Origin of the sequence: Streptomyces durocortorensis (assembly GCF_031760065.1) — a bacterium.
Lineage (GTDB): Bacteria > Actinomycetota > Actinomycetes > Streptomycetales > Streptomycetaceae > Streptomyces.
In genome coordinates this window covers 6,051,360-6,076,059 of sequence record NZ_CP134500.1, presented here as the reverse complement: position 1 = coordinate 6,076,059, position 24,700 = coordinate 6,051,360, and the positions used below count along the sequence as shown (strand labels likewise).

General features: G+C 72.2%; 20 protein-coding genes. 3 read left to right on the top strand and 17 right to left on the bottom strand.

Annotated features, from left to right (window positions below; all coding sequences use genetic code 11):
- Positions 1-7: 7 nt before the first annotated feature.
- From mnhG to RI138_RS26845, 9 genes are all read right to left on the bottom strand, one after another.
- Positions 8-361 (bottom strand): monovalent cation/H(+) antiporter subunit G, encoded by a 354-nt coding sequence (gene mnhG / locus RI138_RS26885; protein WP_096629482.1) that lies wholly within the window; start codon positions 359-361, stop codon positions 8-10.
- On the bottom strand, positions 358-693 hold the full coding sequence (locus RI138_RS26880) for a monovalent cation/H+ antiporter complex subunit F (RefSeq protein WP_096629481.1): 336 nt from the start codon (positions 691-693) through the stop codon (positions 358-360). The genes mnhG and RI138_RS26880 overlap by 4 nt, the downstream gene beginning before the upstream one ends.
- Positions 690-1,319, bottom strand: coding sequence for a Na+/H+ antiporter subunit E (locus tag RI138_RS26875; protein ID WP_311121954.1), 630 nt, complete (start codon positions 1,317-1,319; stop codon positions 690-692). The genes RI138_RS26880 and RI138_RS26875 overlap by 4 nt, the downstream gene beginning before the upstream one ends.
- The gene (locus RI138_RS26870; RefSeq protein ID WP_311121953.1) at positions 1,316-2,968 is read right to left on the bottom strand and encodes a Na+/H+ antiporter subunit D; all 1,653 of its coding nucleotides are present in this window, start codon (positions 2,966-2,968) and stop codon (positions 1,316-1,318) included. The genes RI138_RS26875 and RI138_RS26870 overlap by 4 nt, the downstream gene beginning before the upstream one ends.
- Positions 2,965-3,582, bottom strand: a complete 618-nt coding sequence (locus tag RI138_RS26865) for a Na(+)/H(+) antiporter subunit C (protein WP_096629476.1) — start codon at positions 3,580-3,582, stop codon at positions 2,965-2,967. The genes RI138_RS26870 and RI138_RS26865 overlap by 4 nt, the downstream gene beginning before the upstream one ends.
- Complete coding sequence (locus tag RI138_RS26860) at positions 3,579-6,479, bottom strand: Na+/H+ antiporter subunit A (RefSeq protein ID WP_311121952.1); 2,901 nt, start codon at positions 6,477-6,479, stop codon at positions 3,579-3,581. Before RI138_RS26860 ends, RI138_RS26865 begins: the two co-directional genes overlap by 4 nt.
- Positions 6,480-6,590: 111 nt before the next feature.
- Complete coding sequence (locus RI138_RS26855) at positions 6,591-7,055, bottom strand: (4Fe-4S)-binding protein (protein WP_311121951.1); 465 nt, start codon at positions 7,053-7,055, stop codon at positions 6,591-6,593.
- A gap of 92 nt (positions 7,056-7,147) precedes the next feature.
- Positions 7,148-7,549: a RidA family protein gene (locus RI138_RS26850; RefSeq protein WP_096629472.1), complete on the bottom strand. Its 402-nt coding sequence runs from the start codon at positions 7,547-7,549 to the stop codon at positions 7,148-7,150.
- Positions 7,546-8,700 carry an acyl-CoA dehydrogenase family protein gene (locus tag RI138_RS26845; protein ID WP_311121950.1) on the bottom strand — a complete coding sequence of 385 codons (1,155 nt, stop codon included), beginning with the start codon at positions 8,698-8,700 and terminating at the stop codon, positions 7,546-7,548. The genes RI138_RS26850 and RI138_RS26845 overlap by 4 nt, the downstream gene beginning before the upstream one ends.
- A 158-nt stretch (positions 8,701-8,858) precedes the next feature.
- On the opposite strand from RI138_RS26845, the gene RI138_RS26840 reads away from it, so the two are divergent.
- Positions 8,859-10,520, top strand: a complete 1,662-nt coding sequence (locus RI138_RS26840) for an AMP-binding protein (protein WP_311121949.1) — start codon at positions 8,859-8,861, stop codon at positions 10,518-10,520.
- A 65-nt stretch (positions 10,521-10,585) separates the two neighbouring features.
- Positions 10,586-11,407 carry a PaaX family transcriptional regulator gene (locus RI138_RS26835; protein WP_311121948.1) on the top strand — a complete coding sequence of 274 codons (822 nt, stop codon included), beginning with the start codon at positions 10,586-10,588 and terminating at the stop codon, positions 11,405-11,407.
- A gap of 181 nt (positions 11,408-11,588) precedes the next feature.
- Here the strand turns inward: RI138_RS26835 and RI138_RS26830 are convergent, their stop codons facing one another.
- Positions 11,589-13,859, bottom strand: coding sequence for a bifunctional salicylyl-CoA 5-hydroxylase/oxidoreductase (locus tag RI138_RS26830; RefSeq protein WP_311123022.1), 2,271 nt, complete (start codon positions 13,857-13,859; stop codon positions 11,589-11,591).
- A 65-nt stretch (positions 13,860-13,924) separates the two neighbouring features.
- On the bottom strand, positions 13,925-14,752 hold the full coding sequence (locus RI138_RS26825; protein ID WP_096629466.1) for an enoyl-CoA hydratase family protein: 828 nt from the start codon (positions 14,750-14,752) through the stop codon (positions 13,925-13,927).
- A 256-nt stretch (positions 14,753-15,008) separates the two neighbouring features.
- On the opposite strand from RI138_RS26825, the gene RI138_RS26820 reads away from it, so the two are divergent.
- Positions 15,009-15,458, top strand: a complete 450-nt coding sequence (locus RI138_RS26820; protein WP_096629464.1) for an ATP-binding protein — start codon at positions 15,009-15,011, stop codon at positions 15,456-15,458.
- On the opposite strand, the gene RI138_RS26815 is transcribed toward RI138_RS26820, so the two are convergent.
- The 6 genes from RI138_RS26815 to mmuM form a co-directional block, all read right to left on the bottom strand.
- Positions 15,409-16,848 (bottom strand): amino acid permease, encoded by a 1,440-nt coding sequence (locus RI138_RS26815; protein WP_311121947.1) that lies wholly within the window; start codon positions 16,846-16,848, stop codon positions 15,409-15,411. The two genes, RI138_RS26820 and RI138_RS26815, sit on opposite strands and share 50 nt — an antisense overlap.
- A gap of 227 nt (positions 16,849-17,075) precedes the next feature.
- Positions 17,076-18,080: an ornithine carbamoyltransferase gene (gene argF / locus RI138_RS26810; RefSeq protein WP_311121946.1), complete on the bottom strand. Its 1,005-nt coding sequence runs from the start codon at positions 18,078-18,080 to the stop codon at positions 17,076-17,078.
- 130 nt (positions 18,081-18,210) lie between these two features.
- Positions 18,211-19,467: an arginine deiminase gene (locus RI138_RS26805; RefSeq protein WP_311121945.1), complete on the bottom strand. Its 1,257-nt coding sequence runs from the start codon at positions 19,465-19,467 to the stop codon at positions 18,211-18,213.
- A 76-nt stretch (positions 19,468-19,543) separates the two neighbouring features.
- Positions 19,544-22,177, bottom strand: coding sequence for a polynucleotide kinase-phosphatase (locus tag RI138_RS26800; RefSeq protein WP_311121944.1), 2,634 nt, complete (start codon positions 22,175-22,177; stop codon positions 19,544-19,546).
- Entirely contained in the window at positions 22,174-23,649 is a 1,476-nt protein-coding gene (locus RI138_RS26795; RefSeq protein ID WP_311123021.1) for a 3' terminal RNA ribose 2'-O-methyltransferase Hen1, read from the bottom strand. The genes RI138_RS26800 and RI138_RS26795 overlap by 4 nt, the downstream gene beginning before the upstream one ends.
- A 44-nt stretch (positions 23,650-23,693) precedes the next feature.
- A complete protein-coding gene (gene mmuM, locus RI138_RS26790) occupies positions 23,694-24,629 on the bottom strand; it encodes a homocysteine S-methyltransferase (RefSeq protein ID WP_311121943.1) in 936 nt (311 codons plus the stop codon).
- Between the last annotated feature and the right edge of the window lie 71 nt (positions 24,630-24,700).

Sequence of the window (24,700 nt, the reverse complement as noted above, 5' to 3'; positions counted from 1 at the left end):
GGCCCGGTCATTTCCCGTCGGTGAGCTGTTCGTCCAGTTCGTCGAAGAGCAGCTCACTGTGTTCGATCTGGCCGGTGCGGTACGCGGATCGGGCCACCAGGTGCGAGGCGACCGGGCCGGTGAGCATCTGGAAGAAGGCGATCAGGGCGAGGGTGGCGAGGTCCATGCCGCCGCGCAGCCGCAGGGCGACCCCGACCAGCACCAGGATCATGCCGAGGGTCTGGGGTTTGGTCGCCGCGTGGCTGCGGGAGAGGACGTCGGGGAGCCGGATCATGCCGATCACCCCGAGCAGGCAGATCGCGGCGCCGATGAGGAGCACCACGGCGCCTGCCGTGTCGGCGATCTGAAGCCAGGCGCTCACTGCGGGCCCTCCTGGGTGCCGTCGGGGTGCGGCGGGCGGGGCGCGTTCCCGGGCCGGTCGCGTACGGCGATGAAGCGGGCGATGCCCACCGATCCGGTGAACCCGAGGAACGCCAGCACCAGCATGATCGGGAAGTAGAAATGGTCCCGGGCGAAGGCGGACTTGGCGCCCAGCCCGGCGATGATCAGGGCTGCGCAGACGTCCAGCGAGATCGCCCGGTCGAGCATGGAGGGGCCGCGCCAGATCCGGGCCAGCAGCAGGGCCCCGGCGACGACGATCAGCACGACGGCGGTGGTCAGCAGGATCCGGTCGATCTGTTCGGGTGCGCTCATGGTCCGGGCCTCCCGGGGGTGGGCTGGGGCGGTGGCGGGGGTTCGGCGACCCGGGCGATCTCGTCGGGGGTGCCGAAGGCCCGTACGGTCAGTTCCTCCAGGCGCCACACCTTGCGCCGCGCCGCTTCGAGCTCTTCGGGCAGGTCGGCGTCCAGGACGTGCAGGAAGACGGTGGCGGTCGCCCGGCGCACTTCGATGATGGAGCCGCCGGGGACGTTGGAGACGGCGACGGCGGTGGCAGCGAGCATCAGGTCGCTGCGGCAGCGCAGGGGCACGCCGATCACGGCGGCCCGGTGCGGGAGGCCGACGAAGACCTGCCGGGTGACCTTCACGCCGGAGGTGTACATGTCCTGGAAGAGATATCCGGCCAGGCACACGATCCCCCAGAGGTGGAGCCGCAGCCCGAGGTCGACCCGGGGCAGCGGGAAGGCGAGGCAGACGGCGACCGCGACGACCAGGCCGGTCAGCACGTTGGCCCAGGTGAGGGTGGACCAGAGCAGCACCCAGATCACGGTGAGCCAGGCGATCAGCGGCAGGTCCAGGACCCGCTTGCGGCGGTCCCCGAACTCGCAGCTCAGCGGCGGCAGATCGGCGTTGCGGAACGAGAACCGCAGGATGCGTCTCACCGGCTCAGCACCTCCTGGACATAGGGGGTCCGCTGGAGGAGTTCGGCGGCCGTGCGGTCGGTGTAGGCGGTCAGCGGGGCGGCCAGGACCGTGAAGGAGAGGCCGAGCGCGATGGTCGCCGCGGTGGCCGCGGTCATCGGGCGGGGCAGCCGGCTGGTGGTGGTCACGGCCCGGCCGTGCAGCGTCGCGGCGACGGCCTGGCCCGCCGGGCGGTGCGCGGGGGTGACGCCCTCGTCGCCGGTGCCGGGGATGTGGTCGGGGCCCTCGTCGGTGTCCTCGTCGCTGTCGTCGCCGGACTCCAGGACCGTACCGGCGACGGCCAGGTCGGGTGGGGCGGCCCGCCAGAAGGCCAGGTTCCACACCTTGGCGACCACGTACAGCGTCAGGAGGCTGGTGACCGCGGAGGCGACGACCAGGACCCAGGCCCAGCCGCCGCCGTCGGCCACGCCGGCGCGCATCAGGCCGAGCTTGCCGATGAAGCCGGACAGCGGGGGGATGCCCGCGAGGTTCATCGCGGGTACGAAGAACAGCAGCGCGAGCATCGGGGCGGCCCTGGCCAGTCCGCCGAGCCGGGTCAGCTCGGTGGTGCCGCCGCGGCGTTCGATGAGCCCGGCGACCAGGAACAGGGTCGTCTGGACGGTGATGTGGTGGGCGACGTACACGATGGCTCCGCCGTACGTCTCCCGGGTGGCGAGGCCGATCCCGAACACCATGTAGCCGATGTGGCTGATCAGGGTGAAGGAGAGGAGTCGTTTCAGGTCGGTCTGGGCGACCGCGCCGAGGATGCCGATCACCATGGAGGCCAGCGCGACGGCCATCAGGAGGTCGCCGAGGCGGCTGCCGGGGAAGAGCAGCGTCTCGGTGCGCATCATGCAGTAGACGCCGACCTTGGTGAGCAGACCGGCGAAGACGGCGGTGACGGGGGCGGGGGCGGTCGGATAGGAGTCGGGGAGCCACGCGGCGAGCGGGAAGACGGCCGCCTTGATCGCGAAGACGGTCAGCAGCATCGCCTGGATCAGGGTCTGTACCCCGGTGGGGAGTTCGGACAGCCGCACCGCGAGCTGCGCGAAGTTCACGGTTCCGGCGGCCGCGTACGTCATGGCGATGGCGGTGAGGAAGAGCATCGAGGAGAACAGGGAGATGATCACGTACGTGGAGCCCGCCCGCATCCGGGGTCCGGTGCCGCCGAGGGTGAGCAGGACGAAGCTGGCGACGAGCATGATCTCGAAGCCGACGTAGAGGTTGACGAGGTCGCCCGCGAGGAAGGTGCAGGAGACCCCGGCCACGAGGATCAGATACGCGGGGTGGAAGACGGCGAGCGGGGTCTCCTTGTCCCGGTCGGTCATGCCCTGGCCGAGGGAGTAGATCAGCACGCAGAGCGTGACGGCCGAGGAGACGGTGAGCATCAGTCCGGAGAGCCGGTCGGCGACCAGGGTGATGCCGAGCGGCGGGGCGAAGTCGCCGAGGTGGACGGAGAGCGGGCCCCGGTTGTCGGCGGCGATCATCAGGATCGCCGAGAGCGCCGTGACGGCGCTGAGCACGGCGACGCTGATGAAGCGCTGGAAGCGTTTGAGGCGGGTACCGAAGGCCAGGCTGAGGCCGGTGGCGCACAGCGGCAGTAGCACCGGCAGCGGGACGAGCGCGTTCATCCGGTGGCTCCTCGGTCGCGGGGGTAGCGGTCGTCGGCCTTGGCGTCCCCGCCGCGTTCGTCGTCCTCGGGGTCGGTGCCCAGCACGTCGTTCCAGAGGTCGCCGGAGGCGTCGCGGCCGCGCGCCTGGCGGGCGCGGTCGGCGCGCAGCCGGTCGCGGAGTCTGCGGCGCTCCTCGCGGTAGCGTTCGCGTTCCTCCGCGGTGGGCTCGGCCCCCGAACGGAACTGCTCGCGCAGCTGGTTGCGCTCCCCCATCACCTCGGCGCGCAGCACGATACGCCGGTCCTCCAGGTCGTCGTGGACCTCGTCGGTCCCGGTGAGCTGATGGCTGCGGTAGGCCATGGCCAGCAGGAACGCGGTGGTGGCCAGAGTGATGACGATGGCGGTGAGGGCGATGGCCTGGGGCAGTGGGTCGGTGATCCGGTTGAAGGCGACCCCGTACAGCAGGGGAGCGGCGCCCGCCCGACCGGTCGAGGAGAGCACGAGCAGGTTGATGCCGTTGCTCACGACGACGGCGCCGAGCAGGATGCGGGTCAGCGGGCGGGTGAGCATGAGGATGCCGCCGACGGCGCAGAGTACGACGGCGGTGGCGAGGAGCGAGGCGCTGACGATCATCGCGTGGGGCCTCCCTCGGGGGCGCTCTCGGGGGTGAGGACGCCTGCCGCGCGTTCGATCTGCCGGTCGACCTTGGCGCCGAGGGCCCGCACGATGTCCAGGACCACACCGAGGACCAGCAGGTAGACGCCGAAGTCGAAGAGGACCGAGGTACTCAGGTGGTAGTCGCCGAAGACCGGCAGGTGCCCGTAGTAGGTGAAGGCGTGCAGGACGGTGCCTTCCGAGAGTCCGAGGAGAGCCACCCCGGTGGAGATGAAGAGACCGAGGCCGGTGAAGAGGCCGGGTTGCAGGGGGGCCGCCTCGGCGAGTTCGAAGCGGCCACCCGCCAGATAGCGGGTGATCAGGCCGACCCCGGCGACGAGTCCGGCGACGAAGCCACCGCCGGGCAGGCTCTCGGCGCAGAACAGCAGGTAGACGGAGAGCACCAGGATCGGGTGGAACAGCAGCCGGGCCACCACTTCGAAGACGATCGAGCGGTGTTCGGGGGCGAGGGTGGACCCGGCGGCGAGCCAGCTGCGCTCGGGGGCCGCGTCGTCGCCCCGCGGCAGCCGGGAGGAGTGGTGGGCGGACAGGGACCAGGCGGTGCGGCCCCGCAACTCCTCCTGGGCCATGGTGCCCTCGCTGCGGCGGTGCAGGTAGATGAGGCTGGTGACACCGATCGCGGCGGCGGCGAGCACGGCGGACTCCCCCATGGTGTCCCAGGCCCGCAGGTCGACGAGGATGGTGGCGACGACGTCCTTGAGCCCGTGGTCGGCGACCTCCTGGACCATGGCGGAGCCGGCCGGTTCGGCGGTGCGGGCGGCGGCGGCGACCCACATCCCGACGCCGACGGTGGCGGCCGCGGCGAGGGCCACCGGGATGCGGGAGGCCCGCCGCCAGGTGCTCACGGACTCCTGGAAGTGGACCGGCATCCGGCGCAGCACCAGCACGAAGACGATCATCGCGACCGTCTCGACGCAGAACTGGGTCAGCGCCAGGTCGGGCGCCCCCTGGACGACGAAGAGCAGAGCGGTGCCGTAGCCGGTCAGGCCCGCCAGGACCACGGCCTTCATGCGGCGCCGCACGGTCAGGCAGAGCAGGGCGGCGGCGCAGGTCAGGGCGGCGACGGCGCCCTGGATCGGGGAGTCCCAGACCCGGGGGCGCACGGCGCCCTGCCAAGGGGTGTCGACGATGAGGACGGCGAGCTGTCCGGCGAGCATGACCAGCAGGGTGGTGGCGAGGTACACGGAGAGCGAGCCGCGCTGGATGAAGCCGGTGACCTGGAGGGCGAGACGTTCCTGCCCGAGCAGCAGATGGCCGAAGACGCTGTCGGCGGTGGGCCAGGCGATCCGCCGGGAGAGCCGGGTGACGGTGGTGCGGCCGAGGAAGAACAGGGTGCCCGCGGCCAAGGCGGCGGCCGACAGCAGCAGGGCGAGGCCGAACCCGTGCCAGAGGGCGAGGTGGTACGGCTCCGGGTCGGCCGGCAACGTATCGGCGTACGCGCCCAGCAGCCGGTCGGTCCAGCCGACGCCGGGGCCGAGGACCAGGCCGAGGACGGCGAGCAGGGCGGGCGGGGCGAGGAAGGCCGGGCCCACGCCGTGCACGGGGGTGTCGGGAACCCCGGGCTTGCGGGCAAAGGCTCCCCAGACGAACCGCAGGGTGTACGCGGTGGTCAGCGCGGAGCCCGCGACGACGACGGCCAGCGCCCACCGGTCGGCGGTGGAACCGTGCAGCAGCGCCTCGAACGCGGCCTCCTTCGCGGCGAAGCCGAGGAGCGGCGGCAGGGCGGCCATGGAGGCGGCGGACAGCACCGCGACCCCGGCGACGTACGGCAGGGAGCGCCCGACTCCGGAGAGTTTACGCAGGTCACGGGTGCCGGCGGCGTGGTCGATGATGCCGGTGACGAGGAACAGCGGGGCCTTGAAGAGGGCGTGTCCGAGGATCATCGCGACGGCGGCGAGCGCGGCGTTGCGGTTGCCGGTCCCGGCCAGCAGGGTGAGGAAGCCGAGCTGGCTGACGGTTCCGTAGGCGAGGACCAGTTTGAGGTCGTTCAGGCGCAGCGCCCGCCAGCCGCCGAGCAGCATGGTCGCGCCGCCGAGCACGATGACGACGGGTTTCCAGACGGGGACGTCGGCGAAGGCGGGGGCGAGCCGGGCGACCAGGTAGACCCCGGCCTTGACCATCGCCGCGGCGTGCAGATAGGCACTGACCGGGGTCGGGGCGGCCATGGCGTTCGGCAGCCACATGGAGAACGGCCAGATCGCGGACTTGGACAGGGCCCCGCACAGCACCAGGACGATGGCGATGGACACGGCGAGCGTCGTCTCGGGCGGATCGGAGACGATCTCGGAGATGCGGTACGTACCGGCGGCCTGTCCGAGGATCAGGAAGCCGACGAGCATGGCGAGCCCGCCGAACGTGGTGACCACGAGCGCCTGGAGGGCGGAGCGGCGGCTGTGCCGGTGTTCGCTGCCGTGCCCGATCAGCAGATAGGAGAAGACCGTGGTCAGCTCCCAGAACACGTACAGCGTGATCAGGTCGTCGGCGAGGACGAGGGCGAGCATCGCGCCCGCGAAGGCGAGCAGGTTCCCTGCGAAGCGGCCCAGTCGGGGGGTGTCGTCGGTGAAGTAGGAGGCGCAGTAGAGCAGGACGAGCGCGCCGATCCCGGCGGCGAGCAGCACCATCAGCTCGGCCAGCGCGTCCAGGCGCAGCGCGAGGGAGACGCCGTAGTCCGGGATCCACTGCCAGGACCAGGTGACCGCGTCCCCGGAGGCGGCGGTGCTCCAGCGGGTGAAGGCCCACACGGTGGCGGCCGCCGGAGGCAGGGCGAGCACGACGAAGGCCCACCGGCCGATCCGGTGCACCAGCGGGCCCGCGCAGGCCGCCAGCGCGAAGTGGGCGACGATGAGCGCGATCACAACGGGGTGTCCGGATCGGGCGGCGGAACATCCGGAATAAAGGGCACTAAATACAGATATATCCCGAAGACCGATTCACCCGACCGGCGCGCCGCACACGCGGGAGTCGTCTCAGCCGTGTCCGGCGCAGGGCCCGCTGTGGTCGCAGTACGGGGTGTTCCCGGTGGCGCCGCAGCCGTAGAGCATCACCCGGGTCTCGTGGTGCGGACCGTACGGGGTGGCGACTTCGAGGTCTCCGCGCAGGTGCAGCACTCCGTCGGCGTGGAGCGATACGTGGGTGGGGACGTCGGGGACCTCGTCGGGCATGCCGTCGGTGCGGTGGTACTGGAGGGCCCCGCTCGGGCAGCGCTGGATGACGTCGGCGACCTCGTCGGCGGGGGCGTTGTCGGGGAGGATCCAGGGCCGGCGGCCGACCTCGAAGACGGCGGGCAGCCCGCGCACGCACTCTGCGGCGTGCAGGCAGCGGCGCGCGTCGAAGCCGACGACGATGCCCTCGCCGTCGTAGGACCGGGCGGCGGGGCGCGGGGGCGGGGTCGACCGACTGGGCACCGCTGACTCTCCTGGGCGGCTCGGCATCCTGACCCCCCAAGCCTCGCGCCGGTGCCCCCGGGCCGCGACTCGGGGGCACCCGGCGCACGAGAGGATCGGCGCTCGGCGCGCGAGGGAGCTCACGGCAGGACCGCGACCCCGTCGATCTCGACCATCGCCTGCTCGTCCCAGAGCCGGGCCACGCCGATGACGGCCATCGCCGGGTAGTCGCGCCCCGCGAGCCGGCGCCAGATCCGGCCCAGCTCGGGGGCGTGGGACCGGTAGTCGGCGATGTCGGTGGCGTAGACGGTGACCCGGGCCAGATCGGCGGGGGCGCCGCCGGCCGCGTGGAGGGCGGTGAGCAGATTGCCCAGGGCGGTGGCGAACTGGTCCGGCAAGGTGGCTCCGACGACCTTGCCGTCCGGGTCGAGCGCGGTCTGCCCCGCGAGGAAGACCAGTTGGCCGCCGGTGGCGACGACGGCGTGCGAGAAGCCGGTGGGCGGGGAGAGTTCGGCCGGGTTGATCCGGTGGGACGGACTCATACGGACGGCTCCTGGTTCGGGGAGACGGCTTGCTGTGCCGCGGTCGCGTACAGCTCCTTGGCGATGATGGCGCGCTGCACCTCGCTGGCGCCCTCGTAGATCCGGGGCGCCCGGACCTCGCGGTAGAGGTGTTCGAGCAGATGACCCCGGCGCAGGGCGCGGGCGCCGTGCAGCTGGACGGCGGTGTCGACGACGTACTGCGCGGTCTCCGTGGCGTACAGCTTGGCCATGGCGGCGCGGCGTGGGACCCCGCTCTCCCCCGCGTCGTAGGCGGCCGCCGCCGCGTACACAAGGAGGCGGGCGGCCTCGGTGCGGGTGGCCATCTCGGCGACCTGGTGCGAGACGGCCTGGAGGTCGCTCAGGGGGCCGCCGAACGCGGTGCGGTGGGCGGTGTGCTCCAGGGTCGCGTCGAGGGCGGCGCGGGCCATGCCCACGGCGAAGGCGCCGACGCTGGGGCGGAAGAGGTTGAGGGTGTTCATGGCGACCCGGAAGCCCCGGTCGGGTTCGCCGAGGACGTCGTCGGCGGTGACCGGTACGCCGTCGAACTCCAGGGTGCCGATGGGGTGCGGGGAGAGCATGTCGAGGGCGGAGCCGGTGAGTCCTGGGCGGTCGGAGGGGACCAGGAACGCCGTGATGCCCCGGGAGCCCGCGCCGGGGGTAGTCCGGGCGAAGACCACGGCGAAGTCGGCCTCCGGGGCGTTGGAGATCCAGCACTTCTCGCCGGTGAGCCGCCAGCCGCCGGGGGCGGGCTCGGCGGCCAGGCTCAGCGCCGCCGCGTCGGACCCGGCGCCCGGCTCGCTCAGCGCGAACGCGGCGACGGCGCGTCCGGCCCGGACCTCGGGGAGCCAGGCCTCGCGGTGGGCGGCAGTGCCCGCCTGGACGATCGGGGTGGTGCCGAGCCCCTGGAGGGCGAGGGCGGTCTCGGCCTCGGTGCAGCCCCGGGCCAGGGACTCGCGCAGCAGGCACAGGTCGAGCGCCCCGGATCCGAACATCCGGCCGAGCAGCCCCAGCTCGCCGAGCGCGGCCAGCAGCGGCCGGTTGACGCGCCCGGGCTCGCCCTTCTCCGCCAGCGGGCGCAACTCCTGTTCGGCGAGGGTGCGCAGCTCTTCGCACCATGCGGTTTGTTCGGGTTCGAGGGAGAATGCCGTCATGGCGGCGCCTCTCTTGTCGCGTCTGCCTTGTCTCGTCCCTGCACTTCTCGCGTCACTGCCTTGTCGCGTCACACCTTGCCGCGTCGCGCCCTATCGCGGACCGTTGACTACCGTCACCCAAACGATACGCTCCAGAGGCGACAAGGGGGCGATCCTTCATGGAGCCGAATTCCTCGCCGAACACGCCCACAGCCGCCGAAGGCGCGTCCGTACGCGTCGCCGGTGCGCATACCGACACGTTCACACGCGACCATCTGCCGCCGCCCGAGCAGTGGCCGAAGCTGCTCCTGGACGACCCCCGGCTGCGTTACCCCGAACGGCTGAACTGCGGGAACGAGCTGCTGGACCGCACTGTGGCGGAACGGGGAGCGAACCGCCCCGCGCTGCGTTCAGGTGACGGGAGCGTCTGGAGCTACGGCGAGCTGCGGGAGACGGTGGACCGCATCGCGCATGTGCTGACCGAGGACCTGGGGATCGCGCCGGGCAACCGGGTGCTGCTGCGCGGGCCCACCACACCCTGGCTGGCCGCCTGCTGGCTCGCCGTCATGAAGGCGGGCGCCGTCGCCGTCACCGTACTGGCGCAGGCCCGCGCAACGGAGCTGGCAACCGTCTGCTCCCTGGCCCGTACCGGTCACGCGCTGTGCGACGCCCGGGCGGAGAAGGAGCTGATCGAGGCGGGCGTCGACGGGCTGCGGATCACCCTGTTCGGCGGGGACGCGCCCGACGACCTGACCCGGCTGGCGGCCGCGCACTCCGGCTCCGGCCCGTACCGGGCGGTGGACACGGCGGCCGACGAGGTGGCACTGATCGCGTTCACCTCGGGGACGACCGGCCGCCCCAAGGGCTGTATGCATCTGCACCGGGACGTGCTGGCCATCGCCGACACCTTCTCCCGCGAGGTGCTGTGCCCGCGGCCCGACGACGTGTTCGCGGGCAGCCCGCCGCTGGGCTTCACCTTCGGCCTGGGCGGGCTGCTGGTCTTCCCGCTGCGGGCCGGGGCGTCCACACTGCTCCTGGAGCAGGCGGGGCCGCGGCAACTGCTGCCCGCGCTGGCGCGGCACCGGGTGTCGGTCCTGTTCACCGCGCCGACCGCCTACCGCACGATGCTCGGCCAGCTGGACGGCCACGACCTCTCGGCGCTGCGGCGCTGCGTCTCGGCCGGGGAGAACCTGCCCGCGGCGACCTGGCAGGCCTGGTACGAGGCGACCGGGCTGCGCATCATCAACGGCATCGGGGCCACCGAGCTGCTGCACATCTTCATCTCGGCCGCCGACGACGCCATCCGCCCCGGCACCGTCGGCGTCCCCGTGCCGGGCTGGCAGGCCCGGGTGGTGGACGAGCACGGCGAGGAGCTGCCCGACGGCGAGGCGGGGCTGCTAGCCGTGCGCGGCCCGGTCGGCTGCCGCTACCTCGCCGACCCGCGCCAGGCGGAGTACGTCCGGCACGGCTGGAACCTGACCGGTGACACGTTCGTCCGCGAACCGGACGGCTACTTCCGTTACGTGGCCCGCGCCGACGACATGATCATCTCCTCCGGGTACAACATCGCGGGCCCCGAGGTGGAGGACGCCCTGCTGCGCCATCCGGCGGTCGCTGAGGCCGCCGTGGTGGGCCGGGCGGACGAACTGCGCGGCGAGATCGTGGTGGCGCACGTGGTGCTGGCGGAGGGCTCGGAACAGACGGCGGACTCGCTGCGCGCCCATATGAAGGCCAACCTGGCCCCGCACAAATGCCCGCGCGCCTTCGTCTTCCACACCGCCCTCCCGCGCACCGCGACCGGCAAGCTCCAGCGGTTCCTGCTCCGGGAAGACACGGCATAGGGCCTTTCGTTCGGAGCATCCCGGGCCCGCGGGCCGACCCGAACGACAGGCCCTAGAGTGATCACGTGGCCGAGCTGCGCACCCCCCGTTCCCTGATCGTCACGCTGTACGGCGCCTACGGTCGTCCCTCCGACGACGCCCCGTTCGCGGTGGCCGAGCTGATCCGTCTGCTGCACGCCGTGGGCGTCGACGCCCCCTCCGTACGTTCCTGCGTCTCTCGGCTGAAGCGGCGCGGGCTGCTGGTCGCGGCCCGCGCGGCGGACGGCTCGGCGGGCTACGCCCTGTCACCGGACGCCCGCCAGCTGCTGGACGACGGCGACCGCCGTATCTACCGGCGCCCCGCGCCCCGGCTCGCCGACGGCTGGGTCCTCGCGGTGTTCTCGGTGCCCGAGGCGGAACGCAGCAAGCGGCATGTGCTGCGCTCGCGGCTGGCGCGGCTGGGCTTCGGCACGGCGGCGCCCGGCGTGTGGATCGCCCCCGCCGGCCTCTACGAGGAGACGCGCCACACACTGGAGCGCCTCGAACTGGCCCCGTACGTCGACCTGTTCCGCGGCCACCACCTCGGCTTCACGCCGACCCGCGAGTCGGTGGCCCGCTGGTGGGACCTGGATGCGGTGGCCCGCCTCCACCACGACTTCCTGGAACTGCACGAACCGGTCCTGCGGGACTGGGAGTCGACCGCACCCCCCGACACCGCGCCCCGCCCCCAGGCCGCCTACCGGGACTACATCCTGGCCCTGGACTCCTGGCGCCAACTCCCCTACGCCGACCCGGGCCTCCCCCCGGAACTCCTCCCGGACCACTGGCCGGGCGCGCGCTCGGCAGAGGTGTTCGGCCGCCTGCACGACCGCTTGCGGGACGCCGGGGAGCACTTCGTCCGGGGGTGAGGCCTGCCGGCCGGAATCCGGGTGCTCCGGTCCCGGCCCGGCGGGCAGGATGAGGCGTGGACCACCCGGGAGTACGCGGAGGAGCGGGCCGCCCTGCTCGGCGCTCTGTCCGTGCGGTACCGGCAGGAGCACTGGGGCGGTGTGCCCCACCCCGTCCCGTGCCGCTGCCACGAGTGCCTGGTCATCCCAGGGTGAGCCGGGGTTTCGGGGCGTCCGTGCGGCCGGTGGGCGGGGTGCGGCTGCCCGCGCCGTACGGGAGGGGCCAGGGCGCGCCCGGTCCGGTGTAGCCCTGTTCGGCCGCCGCGTGGAGAGTCCAGTGCGGGTCGTAGAGGTGGGGGCGGGCCAGGGCGCAGAGGTCGGCGCGGCCCGCCAGGAGCAGGGAGTTGACGTCGTCCCAGGAGGAGATGGCGCCGACCGCGATGACCGGGATGCCGACGGTGTTGCGGATGCGGTCGGCGTACGGGGTCTGGTACGAGCGGCCGAATTCGGGGCGCTCGTCGGGGACGACCTGGCCGGTGGAGACGTCGATGGCGTCGGCCCCGTGGGCGGCGAAGGCGCGGGCGATCTCCACGGCGTCCTCCGCTTCCGTGCCGCCCTCGGCCCAGTCGGTGGCGGAGATCCGGACGGTCATCGGCCGGTCCTCCGGCCAGACTTCGCGGATCGCGTCGAAGACTTCCAGGGGGTAGCGGAGGCGGTTCTCCAACGGGCCGCCGTAGGCGTCGGCGCGGTGGTTGGTGAGCGGGGAGAGGAAGCCGGAGAGCAGGTAGCCGTGCGCGCAGTGGAGTTCGAGGAGGTCGAAACCGGCGGTGGCCGCGCGGCGGGCCGCCTGCGTGAACTGCTCGCGTACGGAGGCCAGTCCGGCGCTGTCCAGCTCCCGCGGAACCTGGTTGACGCCCGGTCGGTACGGGAGCGGGGAGGCCGCCGACAGGGGCCAGTTGCCGTGCTCCAGCGGCTGGTCGATGCCCTCCCACATCAGCTTCGTGGAGCCCTTGCGGCCGGAGTGGCCGAGCTGGACGCCGATGGCCGCGCCGGGGGCGGAGGTGTGGACGAAGTCGGCGATCCGCCGCCAGGCGGTGGCCTGTTCGTCGGTCCACAGGCCCGCACAGCCGGGGGTGATCCGCCCCTCGGGGCTGACGCAGACCATCTCGGTCATGGTGAGTCCGGCCCCGCCGAGCGTTCGGGCGCCGAGGTGGACGAGGTGGAAATCACCGGGGAGCCCGTCGGTGGCCGAGTACATGTCCATCGGCGAGACGACGACGCGGTTGCGCAGTTCGAGGCCGCGCAGCCTGAGCGGGGTGAACATCGGCGGGGTGCCGGGCGGGCAGCCGAACTCCTCCTCGACGACGGCGGTGAAGGAGGCGTCGCGCAGGCGCAGGTTGTCGTGGGTGACCCGGCGGCTGCGGGTGAGGAGGTTGAACGCGAAGCGGCGGGGCGGCTGGTCGACGTAGGTGGCCAGCTCCTCGAACCAGCGCAGGCTGGCCGCGGCGGCCCGCTGGGTGGAGGCGACGACCGGGCGGCGCTCGGTCTCGTACGCCGTCAGCGCGGAGGGCAGGTCAGGCTGTTCCTCGATGCAGGCGACCAGCGCGAGGGCGTCCTCGACGGCGAGTTTGGTTCCGGAGCCGATGGAGAAGTGCGCGGTGTGGGCGGCGTCCCCGATGAGCACCGTGTTCCCTTGCGACCAGCGCGAGTTGGCGACCGTACGGAAGGTGAGCCAGCTGGACCTGTTGCCGCGCAGGGGCCTGCCGTCCAGTGCATCGGTGAAGAACTTGGCGCAGCGGGTGGTGGATTCGTCCGGGTCGCAGGTGTCGAGTCCGGCGGCGCGCCACACGTCCTCGCGCATCTCGACGATGACGGTGGAGGCGTCTGCGGCGTACGGGTATCCGTGCAACTGCATGACCCCGTAAGGGGTTTCGGCGATCTCGAAGCGGAAGGCGTCGAGCGCGAAGTCGGCGGCGAGCCAGATGTAGCGGTTGCCGTGCTCGGTGAGGGACGGGCCGTAGGCTTCGGGGTGCGCCTCGCGGGTGGTGCTGTGCACCCCGTCGGCGGCGATCACCAGGTCGTGGTGGACGGCCAGTTCGGCGGCGGGCGGGGCCTCGGTACGGAAGCGGAGTTCGACGCCCAGGGCGGCGCAGCGCTCGTGCAGGATCTCCAGGAGCCGGCGGCGGCCGAGGGCGGCGAAGCCGTGGCCGCCGGAGGTGTGGGTGCGGCCGCGGTGGACGATGTCGATGGTGTCCCAGCGGACGAACTCGCGGCTCAGCGCCCGGTAGGCTTCGGGGTCGGCGTGCTCGATGCCGCCGAGCGTCTCGTCGGAGAGCACGACGCCGAAGCCGAAGGTGTCGTCGGGGGCGTTGCGCTCGTACACGGTGATCTCACGGGCCGGGCCGAGCCGCTTGAGGAGGGCCGCGGCGTAGAGTCCGCCGGGGCCGCCGCCGATGACCGCGATCCGCCGCAGGGGCGAGCCATGGCCGGAGGCCGTCGCGACCGGGCGCCGGGCGCCTTCGGGGGCGTCCGCCACGGCTACTTCCCCTGCCACTTCGGGGGCCGCTTCTCGGTGAAGGCCGCGTGGAATTCCGCGTAGTCCTCGCCGTGCATCAGCAGCGCCTGGGTGTTGGCGTCCAGCTCGACGGAGGCGGCCAGCGGCATGTCCAGTTCCGCGGTGAGCAGCGCCTTGGTCTGGGCGAGGGCGAGGGCGGGGCCGTCGGCGAGGCGGCGGGCCAGCTCGGCGGCGCGCTCGTCGGCCTTCCCCTCCTCCGCCAGTTCGCTGATCAGCCCGATCCGCTCCGCCTCCGGGGCGCGGACGGTGTCGCCGAGCATCAGCAGCCGGGTCGCGTGGCCGAGGCCGACGACCCGGGGCAGCAGATAGGCCGCGCCCATGTCGCCGCCGGAGAGGCCGACCCGGGTGAACAGGAAGGCGAACCGGGCCGACGGGTCGGCCACCCGGAAGTCGGCGGCGAGCGCCAGCACGGCTCCGGCGCCCGCCGCGACCCCGTGGACGGCGGCGATGACCGGGAAGGGGCACTCCCGCAGGGCCCGGACGACCTGCCCGGTCATCCGGTTGAAGTCCAGGAGCTGCGCCGCGTCCATCGTCAGGGTGGCGCCGATGATCTCGTCGACGTCCCCGCCGGAGCAGAAGCCACGCCCCTCGCCCGCGAGGACGAGGGCGCGCACCGAGCGTTCCCGGGAGAGTTCGGCGAGGAGGTCGCGCAGGTCCGCGTACGCGCCGAAGGTGAGCGCGTTGAGTTTCTCGGGGCGGGCGAATGTGACGGTGGCCACACCGTCGTCCCGGGTCAGCCGGAGGTGACGCCACTCCTCGGCGTTCGGGGCCGAGCTGGGAAACGGGCTCATGGAGGGGTCCCCTTCAGCAATCGAGCGGCTGCCGGTCGTGCACGGGTCGCGTTCCGCCTCCGAAGTTATCACTCGTTCGTGACCTCCGTCACGAGGTCGCAATACAGCATCCGTGAGACCGTTGTGGCGAAAGTCCCCCTTTGCTCCGGCCGACCGCCCCTATGGCTGCGCCGGAGCGGTTCGTAAGGTTGAAACCAGGAAGTCTCGACACGAGAACTACGTGAACCCGAGAAGTCGCCCCGAACGGAACCCTGCCGTGCCGCCCGATGTCCCCGTCCCCGCCTCCTGGCGTATCGCCCTGCCGCACTCCACGGCAGCCGTGCCGATCGCCCGTGCTCTCGTCCGCACGGCGCTGTCCGACATCGACGCCCCGGCCGACTGCGACACCGCCGAACTGCTGACCGCCGAGCTGGTGGCCAACGCGGTCGAGCACACGCGGGGCGGCGAACCGATCGAGCTGGTCGTGGAGCTGCTGCCCACCGGCTGCCAGGTCGAGGTGCACGACCGCGACCCCGCTCCGCCGGGTGATCTCTCCCGCCCTGGACCCGGGTACGAGGTCGATCCCTGGCAGGAGCACGGCCGCGGCCTGCTGCTGATCCGGACCCTCAGCTCCGCCTGCGGTCACCGCACCACGGAGCACGGCAAGGCCGTGTGGTTCACGCTTCCGGCGATACCGGCGCAGCCGGGTCCTTCGCCGGGGAGCTGACCAGCCGGGAGCGCTTGCGGCCGTACACGGTGTACAGCAGCGATCCGGCGGCCAGGAAGACCGCGAACTGGACCCAGGTCGTCCAGCCGGTCCCGTACATCAGATACAGGCAGAACACGACGCCCAGCAGCGGGCTCACCGGGTAGAGCGGCACCCGGAAGGTCCGCTTCAGCTCGGGGTGGCGGCGCCGCAGCACCACGACCGCGACATTGACGGCGACCATCGTGGCGAGCGTGCCGATCGTCGTCAGGTTCACGACGACGTCGAGCGAGGAGAAGGCGGCGGGGACCGCGAAGACGCAGGCCACGATCCAGGTGTTGGCGACCGGGGTGTGAGTCTTGGGCGAGACCTTCTCGAAGACGCGCGGGATCAGCCCGTCGCGGGACATCGACATCAGGATGCGGGTCTGCCCGTACATCACGGCAAGCACCACCGAGGCGATGGCGACGACCGCGCCGAAGGCGATGATGCCGCCGCCGATCGCGGAGCCGGTGACCTGGTTGACCACGATCGAGAGCGCCGCGGGCTTGTCGGCGACGGCGTCCGAGCCGATCGCGCCGATGGCGGAGAGCGCCACCGCGCAGTAGAGCAGGGTGACGACGCCGATGCAGATCAGGATGGCTATCGGGATGTTCCGCCGCGGGTTCTTCACCTCTTCGCCCGCGGTGGTGATGGCGTCGAAGCCGATGTACGAGAAGAACGCCAGCGAGGCGCCCGCGGTGATCCCGCCGAGCCCGTGGCCCGCGAACGGCACGAGGTTGCCGTCCTTGAACGCGCTGAAGGCCACGGCGCAGAACGCCAGCAGGATGCCGATCTTGAGGACTGCCATGGCGGCGGTCGCGGTCGCGCTCTCCCGGATGCCGCGCACCAGCAGGGTGGCGGCCATGGCGATGACGATGATCGCCGGGAGGTTGATCGCGCCGCCGTCGCCGGGCCCGGAGGACAGGGCCGCGGGCAGTTCCCAGCCGATGATGCTGTTCAGCAGCTCGTTGACGTACTGGCTCCAGCCCACCGCCACGGCCGAGACCGAGACGCCGTACTCCAGCAGGAGGCACCAGCCGACAAGGAAGGCGGTGCGCTCGCCGAGCGCCGCGTAGGCGAAGGAGTACGAGCTTCCGGAGACCGGGATCGCGCTGCCCAGCTCCGCGAAGGAGAGGGCGGTGAAGATGCAGGTGATCGCGGCGAGGACGAACGAGATCACGACGGCGGGCCCGGCCTCGGCGACGCTGTCGGACAGCCCGACGAAGATCCCGGTGCCGACGATGGCGCCGACCCCGAAGCAGACGAGCTGGAAGAGGCCCATCGTCCGCTTGAGGCCGTGGCCCTCCAGATCGCCGCCGGACTCGGCGATGAGCTGTTCGGGACTCTTGCGGCGCAGACCGGGGCTCATACGGACGTTCTCATCTCTGGTGGTGCACGGGGTGGTGCGAGGTGGGGGGACGTTTCCCGTGCGCGTACGAGAGCCCTGGGCCCGGTCCGCACATGGGAAGGGGGTCCGGGCGTGCGAGCCCGAACCCCACCAGAGGCGACATCGTAACCACCGCCGCGCATGTTCACCCAATCGGGTGTATGAGCATGCGAACGCCTACCCCGTACCCGTATCCGCGCCCGTGCGGGCTACTTCCCGGCCAGCGTCGCCACCAGGACCGCCTTGATCGTGTGCATCCGGTTCTCCGCCTCGTCGAAGACGACCGAGTGCGCGGACTCGAAGACCTCGTCGCTGACCTCCAGCTCGGTCAGCCCGTACGCGGCGTGGATGTCCCGGCCGATCTGGGTGCCGAGATCGTGGAAGGCGGGCAGGCAGTGCAGGAACTTCACGTCGGGGTTGCCGGTGGCGCGCAGGACGTCCATCGTCACGGCGTACGGCGCGAGCGCGGCGATGCGCTCGGCCCACGCCTCCTTGGGCTCCCCCATCGAGACCCAGACGTCGGTGGCGACGAAGTCGGCGCCCCGCACGCCCTGGGCGACATCGTCGGTGAGGGTGATCGTCGCGCCACTGGCCTCGGCGAGCTCGCGGGCCCGCGCCACGACGGACGCGTCCGGCCAGTACTCCTCGGGGGCCACGATCCGCAGGTCCAGGCCGAGCAGGGCACCGGTGACCAGGTAGGAGTTGCCCATGTTGAAGCGGGCGTCGCCGAGGTAGGCGAGGGTCATCTCCGCGACGGGCCGGTCACTGTGCTCGGTCATCGTGAGGACGTCGCCGAGCATCTGGGTGGGGTGCCAGTCGTCGGTGAGCCCGTTGAAGACCGGGACCCCGCCGTACTCGGCCAGCTCCTCGACGACCCGCTGACTGTCACCCCGGTACTCGATCCCGTCGAACATCCGGCCGAGCACCCGGGCGGTGTCCTTCACGGACTCCTTGTGGCCCATCTGCGAGCCGGAGGGGTCGAGGCAGGTGGTGGAGGCGCCCTGGTCGGCAGCGGCCACCTCGAACGCGCAGCGTGTACGGGTCGACGTCTTCTCGAAGATCAGCGCGATGTTCTTCCCGCGCAGCCGCTGGACCTCGGCCCCGGCCTTCTTGGCGGCCTTGAGCTCGGCGGCCAGCGAGACCAGGCCGAGGAACTCCTCGGAGGTGAAGTCCAGCTCCTTGAGGAAGTGGCGGCCGGTGAGGTCTATGGCCATGATGACTGCTCCTGGTCGGGCGGCTGACGGCTACAGCTGAAACGAGACAACACTGGAAGTCTATACGATCACCCGCATCTCTATTCAGCCCCTTGTGCGAGCGGCTGCGCCCAGTCCCCTGTGCGGGCGCCTACACAGTCCCCTGAGCGGGCCCCCCGACGGGGTCCCGCACCACCGGGCAGCTCATACAGCGCGGCCCGCCCCTGCCCCGGCCCAGCTCGCTCCCCCGGATCTCGATGACCTCGATGCCCTGCTTGCGCAGATAGGTGTTGGTGGTGGCGTTGCGCTCGTACGCGACCACGACGCCCGGCTCGACCGCGAGGACGTTGCAGCCGTCGTCCCACTGCTCGCGCTCCGCCGCGTGCACGTCCTGGGTGGCGGTGAGCACCCGGATGGAGTCGAGCCCGAGGGCGGCGGCGATGGCCCGGTGCATGTGCTCGGGCGGATGGTCGGTGACCTTCAGCTCGCGGGGTCCGCTGCCGGGCTCGATGGTGTACGAGCGGAGCATCCCGAGACCGGCGTACTGGGTGAACGTATCGCCGTCGACCATCGTCATCACCGTGTCCAGGTGCATGAACGCCCGGGTCTTCGGCATGTCGAGCGCCACGATCGTGCGCGCGGAACCGGCGTCGAACAGCCCCCGGGCCAGCATCTCCACCGCCTGCGGGGTGGTGCGCTCGCTCATCCCGATCAGCACCGCCCCCTGCCCGATGACCAGGACGTCACCGCCCTCGATGGTGGAGGGGTAGTCGTCCTGCCCTTCCGACCAGTGGTGGAAGACCCCGGCCTCCGGGCCGGTGAACAGCGGGTGGTGACGGTAGATCGCCTCGAAGTGGACGGTCTCGCGCTGCCGGGCGGGCCAGCGCATCGCGTTGATGGAGACCCCGTCGTAGATCCAGGCGGAGGTGTCGCGGGTGAAGAGGTGGTTGGGCAGCGGGCCCAGCAGGAAGTCGTCCAGGTCCATGACATGGAAGCGGACCGAGGTCGGTTCACTGTGCCGCTCCAGATACTCCCGCTTGGTCATCCCGCCGACCAGCGCCTCCGCGAGCTCAGCCGAGGACAACTCCTCGAAGGCCGCCCGCAGATGCTCGGTGGCGAGCGGGCCGTACTCCTTCTCGTCGAAGACCCGGTCCAGCACGAGCCGCCGGGCGACCGGGATGTCGAGCGACTCGCGCAGCAGATCGCCGAAGAAGTGCACCGCGACACCCCGGTCGCGCAGGACGTCCGCGAACCCGTCGTGCTCCTCCCGCGCGCGGCGCACCCACAGGACGTCGTCGAACAGGAGCGCGTCCTTGTTCCTGGGCGTGAGCCGTTTCAGCTCCAGATCGGGGCGGTGCAGTATGACGCGGCGCAGCCGCCCGGCTTCGGAGTCGACATGGAATCCCATGCCTTCATCCTCACCGGGCGGAGCACCGTTCACCCCGCGAATCGCCCACGGGTTGGCCGGGACCGGCAACCGGAGGTCAGAGCCGGGGGTCCACCGGCTCCGATTCGAGGGCCAGGACGGCGAACACCGCCTCGTGGACCCGCCACAGCGGCTCGCCGTCCGCCAGCCGGTCCAGCGCCTCCAGGCCGAGGGCGTACTCCCGCAGCGCCAGCGAACGCTTGTGGCCGAGGAACCTGGAGCGCAGCCGCTCCAGATTCTCCGGGCGGGTGTACTCGGGGCCGTAGATGATGCGGAGATACTCCCGGCCGCGCACCTTGATGCCCGGCTGGACGAGACGGCCCTTGCCGTCGCGGACGAGCGCGGCGAGCGGCTTGACGACCATGCCCTCGCCGCCGCGCCCGGTCATCTCCAGCCACCAGTCGACGCCCGCGCGCACGGAGGCCTCGTCCCCCGTGTCGACGACGAGCCGCCGGGTGACCTGGAGCAGCCCGGTCGGGTCGTGCTCGACCAGCCGGTCCAGCCAGGCGAGCTGCTCGTCGTGCGGCACGGCGGCCAGGGAGCGGCCCTGGACGGCGAGGATCTGGAACGGGGCGAGACGCACCCCGTCCAGGCCCTCGGTGGGCCAGCAGTAGCGCCGGTACGCCTCGGTGAACGCGGCCGCGTCCCGGGCGCGGGCGCGCTGCTGTCCGGCGAGGCCCGCCACCTCGACGCCCCGGGCGGCCGCCTGCTCCAGGGCGGCGACCGCGGGCGGGAGGACCGCACCGGACGCGGCGCCGACGGCGGCGTACTGCGAGCGCAGAAGGCCCTGGGCCTTCAGCGACCACGGCAGCAGCTCGGCGTCCAGGAGCGCCCAGTCGGTGTCCCACTCCTCCCAGAGCCCGGCGGCGGTGAGCGCTGTGCGCAAACGTCCCAGGACGCTTTCGGTGAGCGCGGTGTCGTCGAGGAACGGCCGGCCGGTGCGGGTGTAGAGCGCCCCGGTGGGGCCTTCCGTCCCGAACCGTGCGGTCGCGGCCGCCGCGTCCTTGCAGACCAGGGCCACGGCCCGGGACCCCATGTGCTTCTCCTCGCACACGACCCGGCCGACGCCGTCCTTGGCGTACTGCGCGAACGCCTCGGCCGGGTGCTCCAGGAAGCCGTCCTCCCGTGAGGTGGCGGTGGGGGCCATGGTGGGCGGGAGGTAGGGGAGCAGCTGCGGGTCGACGGCGAACCGGCTCATGACTTCGAGCGCGGCGGCCGCGTTCTCCTCGCGCACGGCGACGCGGCCCATGTGCCGGGTCTCCACGATCCGGCGGCCCTGTACGTCGCCGAGATCCAGCGGCCTGCCATCCCGGCCCCCGGGCGCCTCGGTCGCCAGTGGCTTGACGGGCTCGTACCAGACCTTCTCGGCCGGTACGTCGACCAGTTCACGTTCCGGCCAGCGCAGCGCGGTCATCTTCCCGCCGAAGACCACACCGGTGTCCAGGCAGATGGTGTTGTTGATCCAGGAGGTTGCGGGCACCGGGGTGTGGCCGTAGACCACGGCGGCGCGGCCCCGGTAGTCCTCGGCCCACGGATAGCGCACGGGCAGCCCGAACTCGTCGGTCTCCCCGGTGGTGTCCCCGTACAGCGCGTGCGAGCGGACCCGGCCGGAGGTGCGGCCGTGGTACTTCTCGGGCAGGCCCGCGTGGCAGACCACCAGCTTGCCCTCGTCCAGGACGTAGTGGCTGACCAGCCCGTCGATGAACTCGCGCACCTGTCCCCGGAACTCGGGGTGCTCGGCGTCCTCGCGCTCCAGCTGCTCGACGGTCTCGGCCAGCCCGTACGTGAGCTGGACCTTGCGGCCCGCGAGATATCGGCCGAGCTTGTTCTCGTGGTTGCCCGGGACGCACAGGGCGTTGCCCGCCGAGACCATGGACATGACGCGGCGCAGCACGCCCGGGCTGTCGGGGCCCCGGTCGACGAGGTCACCGACGAAGACGGCGGTGCGGCCCTCGGGGTGGGCGCCGTCCACGTAACCGAGCTTGCCGAGGAGGGTGTCCAGCTCGGATCGGCAGCCGTGGACGTCGCCGATGATGTCGAACGGACCGGTGAGGTGGCGGAGGTCGTTGTAGCGGCGCTCCAGGACCACTTCGGCGCTCGAAGCCTCCTCCTCGCTGCGCAGGACGTGCACCTTGCGGAAGCCCTCGCGCTCCAGGCCGCGCAGGGAGCGCCGCAGCTCGCGGCGGTGCCGCTGGATGACGTGGCGCGGCATTCCGGCGCGGTCGGGACGGGTCGCGTTGCGGGCGATGCAGACCTCTTCGGGGAGGTCGAGGACGATGGCGATGGGCAGGACGTCGTGCTTCCTGGCCAGCTGGACGAGCTGCTTTCGGCTCTCGGACTGGACGCTGGTGGCGTCGATGACGGTGAGCCGCCCGGCCTCCAGGCGCTTGCCCGCGATGTAGTGCAGCACGTCGAAGGCGTCGCGGCTGGCGCTCTGGTCGTTCTCGTCGTCGGCGACAAGGCCCCGGCAGAAGTCGGAGGAGATGACCTCGGTCGGCTTGAAGTGCTTGCGGGCGAACGTGGACTTGCCCGATCCGCTGGCGCCGATGAGGACGACGAGGGAGAGGTCGGTCACCGGCAGGGTGCGCGGGGCGCTGCCGCCGGTCGTGCGGATGGTGTCGGTGCTGTTGTTGTCGGTGGTGCTGCTGCTGTTGCCGTCGGTGCTGCTGTTGTCAGTGGTGTCGCTGTTCATGCGGCCTTCCCCTCCTTCGTCTTCTCGGTCGCCGTGGTCCGGGTGAACACAGCCATCTGGGTCGGCGGCCCCACCTCGGGGTCGTCGGGGCCGACGGGCACGTACCGGACGGTGTAGCCGTGCCGTCCGGCGACCTGCTCGGCCCAGTCGCGAAACTCCGCCCGGGTCCATTCGAAGCGGTGGTCACCGTGCCGTGCGTGCCCCGCCGGGAGGGTCTCCCAGCGGACGTTGTACTCGACGTTCGGCGTGGTCACGAGCACCGTCCCCGGGCGGGCCGCGCCGAAGACCGCGTACTCCAGGGCGGGCAGCCGGGGCAGGTCCAGGTGCTCGACGACCTCGCTGAGCACGGCCGCGTCATAACCACCCAGCCGCTTGTCCGTGTAGGTGAGGGAGCCCTGCCTCAGGATGACCCGGTCCGCCTGGCGCTCCCCCATCCGGTCCAGCTTCAGCCGGCGCGAGGCGATCGTGAGGGCGCGCATCGAGACATCGACGCCCACGATCTCGGTGAAGCGCACATCCTTCAGGAGAGCCTGCACCAACTGGCCCTGGCCGCAGCCGAGATCCAGGACCCGGCTCGCCCCGGCGGCACGCAGCGCGTCGAGGATCGCGGTGCGCCGCTGTTCGGCGAGCGGGACCGGCTTCTCCTCGGTGTCGGTGCCCTCGTCCACCGCGTTGTCGATGCTCTCCACTTCGAGGTCGTCCGACTCGGCAAGCCGGACCAGCTCCAGGGCCTGGTCGGCCTGGCGGGTGAGCCCCCAGCGGTGGGAGAGATAGCGCCGGGTGATCAGCGGCCGCTCGGGGTGGTCCGCCAGCCAGCCCTCTCCGGCCCGCAGCAGCTTGTCCACCTCGTCGGGCGCGACCCAGTAGTGCTTGGCGTCGTCCAGCACGGGCAGCAGGACGTACAGCTGGCGCAGCGCGTCGGCGAGCCGCAGCTCGCCCTCCAGCACCAACCGTACGTAGCGCGAGTCGCCCCACTCGGGGAACTGCTCGTCCAGCGGCACGGCCACGGTCTCGACCCGCGTCCAGCCGACCGGCGCGAACAGCTTGTGCACCAGCTCGACGCCACCCCGGGCGGGCAGGGCGGGCACCTCGATCCGCAGCGGCAGGGGCTGCTCGGCCCGCTCGGGCATCGCCCGGCAGACCCCGCCCAGCGCGGACTTGAAGACGGCGGCGAGGGCGACCGACAGCAGCGAGGACGCCGCATAGGGGCGGTCATTGACATACTGTGCGAGCGCCGCGTCGGGCGCGCCGCCCCGCCCCTTGCCCTTGCCGCGCCGCACCAACGCCACCGGGTCCACCTCCAGCAGGAGTGCGGCCGTGCAGCGCTCGGCGGACGCCTCGGGGTAGAAGACGTGCGCGGGCCCGTGCGAGGTGGAGAACGTCTGCGCCTTGCCGGGATGCTTGTGCAGCAGGTAGCCCAGGTCGGTGGCGGGACGTTCAGGGGTGCCGGTCGTACCGATTGTCAGGAACACCTGTCCGAGTATGGTCGCCATCCCCTGCCCCCCACCAGGCATTTTCAGCGCTCCGGCAATGCTGCCAAGCGTCCTGCCAGCTCCGCGATCCGGTCCGGCCCCACCCGGCAGCAGCCTCCGACGAGCCGGGCCCCGGCCCTGGTCCAGGCCCGCACCCGCCCGGGGTCGAAGGTACTGCGCCCGGTCCATCCCCGCCCTGCCGCGTCCCAGCCCTCCCCGCTGTTCGGGTAGACCACGGCGGGCCTGCCCGTGACCGCGACCGCCTGCTCCACGGCCGCCTGCGCCTCCTCCGGCTCACAGCAGTTGACCCCGACCGCCAGCACCCGGTCCCGTCCGGCGGCCACCGCGAACGCCTCCTCCAGCGGCTGCCCGGCCCGGGTCCGCCCGCCCGCCACGCTGTAGGACAGCCAGAACGGCAGGCCGGTCTCCTCCGCCACCCGGACGAGCGCCTCGGCCTCGTCCGCGTCCGGCACCGTCTCCAGCGCCAGCGCGTCGGGCCCCGCCTCCGCCAGCGCCGCCACCCGGGGGCGGTGGAAGCGCTCCAGCTCTCGCACGCTCAGCCCGTAACGCCCCCGGTACTCGCTGCCGTCGGCGAGCATCGCCCCGTACGGCCCGACCGACGCGGCGACCCACATCCGCCGCCCGGGGTCGGCCCGGCGCGCCGCGTCGGTGGCGCGCCGGGCCAGCTCCACGCTTCGGGCGAGCAGGGCCCCGGCCCCGGCCCGGTCGATGCCGTACCGCCCGAACCCTTCGAAGGTGGCCTGGTAGCTGGCGGTGATGAGCACCTGCGCCCCGGCCCGGAGGTAGGCGAGGTGGGCGGCCTCGATCTGCTCCGGTGCGTCGGCCAGCAGCCGGGCCGACCACAGTGCATCGGACAGATCGCAGCCCTGCGCCTCCAGCTGGTTGGAGAGCCCGCCGTCCAGCAGGACGGGCCCGGCGGCCAGCGCGTCGGCCAGCGTGTGCGTACGGCCGGTGCTCATGGCAACGCTCCTTCCGGTCGAGGTGAGGGGAGGGGAGGGCGGGACACAGTGACGTGAGGCGGGACAAGGTG

What these genes read in the sequence shown, in the direction of transcription:
- argF (WP_311121946.1), bottom strand. Translation starts at nt 18,080, where the DNA reads ATGGCCATAGACCTCACCGGCCGCCACTTCCTCAAGGAGCTGGACTTC.
- RI138_RS26840 (WP_311121949.1), top strand. Translation starts at nt 8,859, where the DNA reads ATGGAGCCGAATTCCTCGCCGAACACGCCCACAGCCGCCGAAGGCGCG.
- RI138_RS26870 (WP_311121953.1), bottom strand. Translation starts at nt 2,968, where the DNA reads ATGAACGCGCTCGTCCCGCTGCCGGTGCTACTGCCGCTGTGCGCCACC.
- RI138_RS26865 (WP_096629476.1), bottom strand. Translation starts at nt 3,582, where the DNA reads ATGATCGTCAGCGCCTCGCTCCTCGCCACCGCCGTCGTACTCTGCGCC.
- RI138_RS26850 (WP_096629472.1), bottom strand. Translation starts at nt 7,549, where the DNA reads ATGAGTCCGTCCCACCGGATCAACCCGGCCGAACTCTCCCCGCCCACC.
- RI138_RS26815 (WP_311121947.1), bottom strand. Translation starts at nt 16,848, where the DNA reads ATGAGCCCCGGTCTGCGCCGCAAGAGTCCCGAACAGCTCATCGCCGAG.
- RI138_RS26880 (WP_096629481.1), bottom strand. Translation starts at nt 693, where the DNA reads ATGAGCGCACCCGAACAGATCGACCGGATCCTGCTGACCACCGCCGTC.
- RI138_RS26855 (WP_311121951.1), bottom strand. Translation starts at nt 7,055, where the DNA reads ATGCCGAGCCGCCCAGGAGAGTCAGCGGTGCCCAGTCGGTCGACCCCG.
- RI138_RS26845 (WP_311121950.1), bottom strand. Translation starts at nt 8,700, where the DNA reads ATGACGGCATTCTCCCTCGAACCCGAACAAACCGCATGGTGCGAAGAG.
- RI138_RS26805 (WP_311121945.1), bottom strand. Translation starts at nt 19,467, where the DNA reads ATGGGATTCCATGTCGACTCCGAAGCCGGGCGGCTGCGCCGCGTCATA.
- mmuM (WP_311121943.1), bottom strand. Translation starts at nt 24,629, where the DNA reads ATGAGCACCGGCCGTACGCACACGCTGGCCGACGCGCTGGCCGCCGGG.
- RI138_RS26825 (WP_096629466.1), bottom strand. Translation starts at nt 14,752, where the DNA reads ATGAGCCCGTTTCCCAGCTCGGCCCCGAACGCCGAGGAGTGGCGTCAC.
- RI138_RS26800 (WP_311121944.1), bottom strand. Translation starts at nt 22,177, where the DNA reads ATGAACAGCGACACCACTGACAACAGCAGCACCGACGGCAACAGCAGC.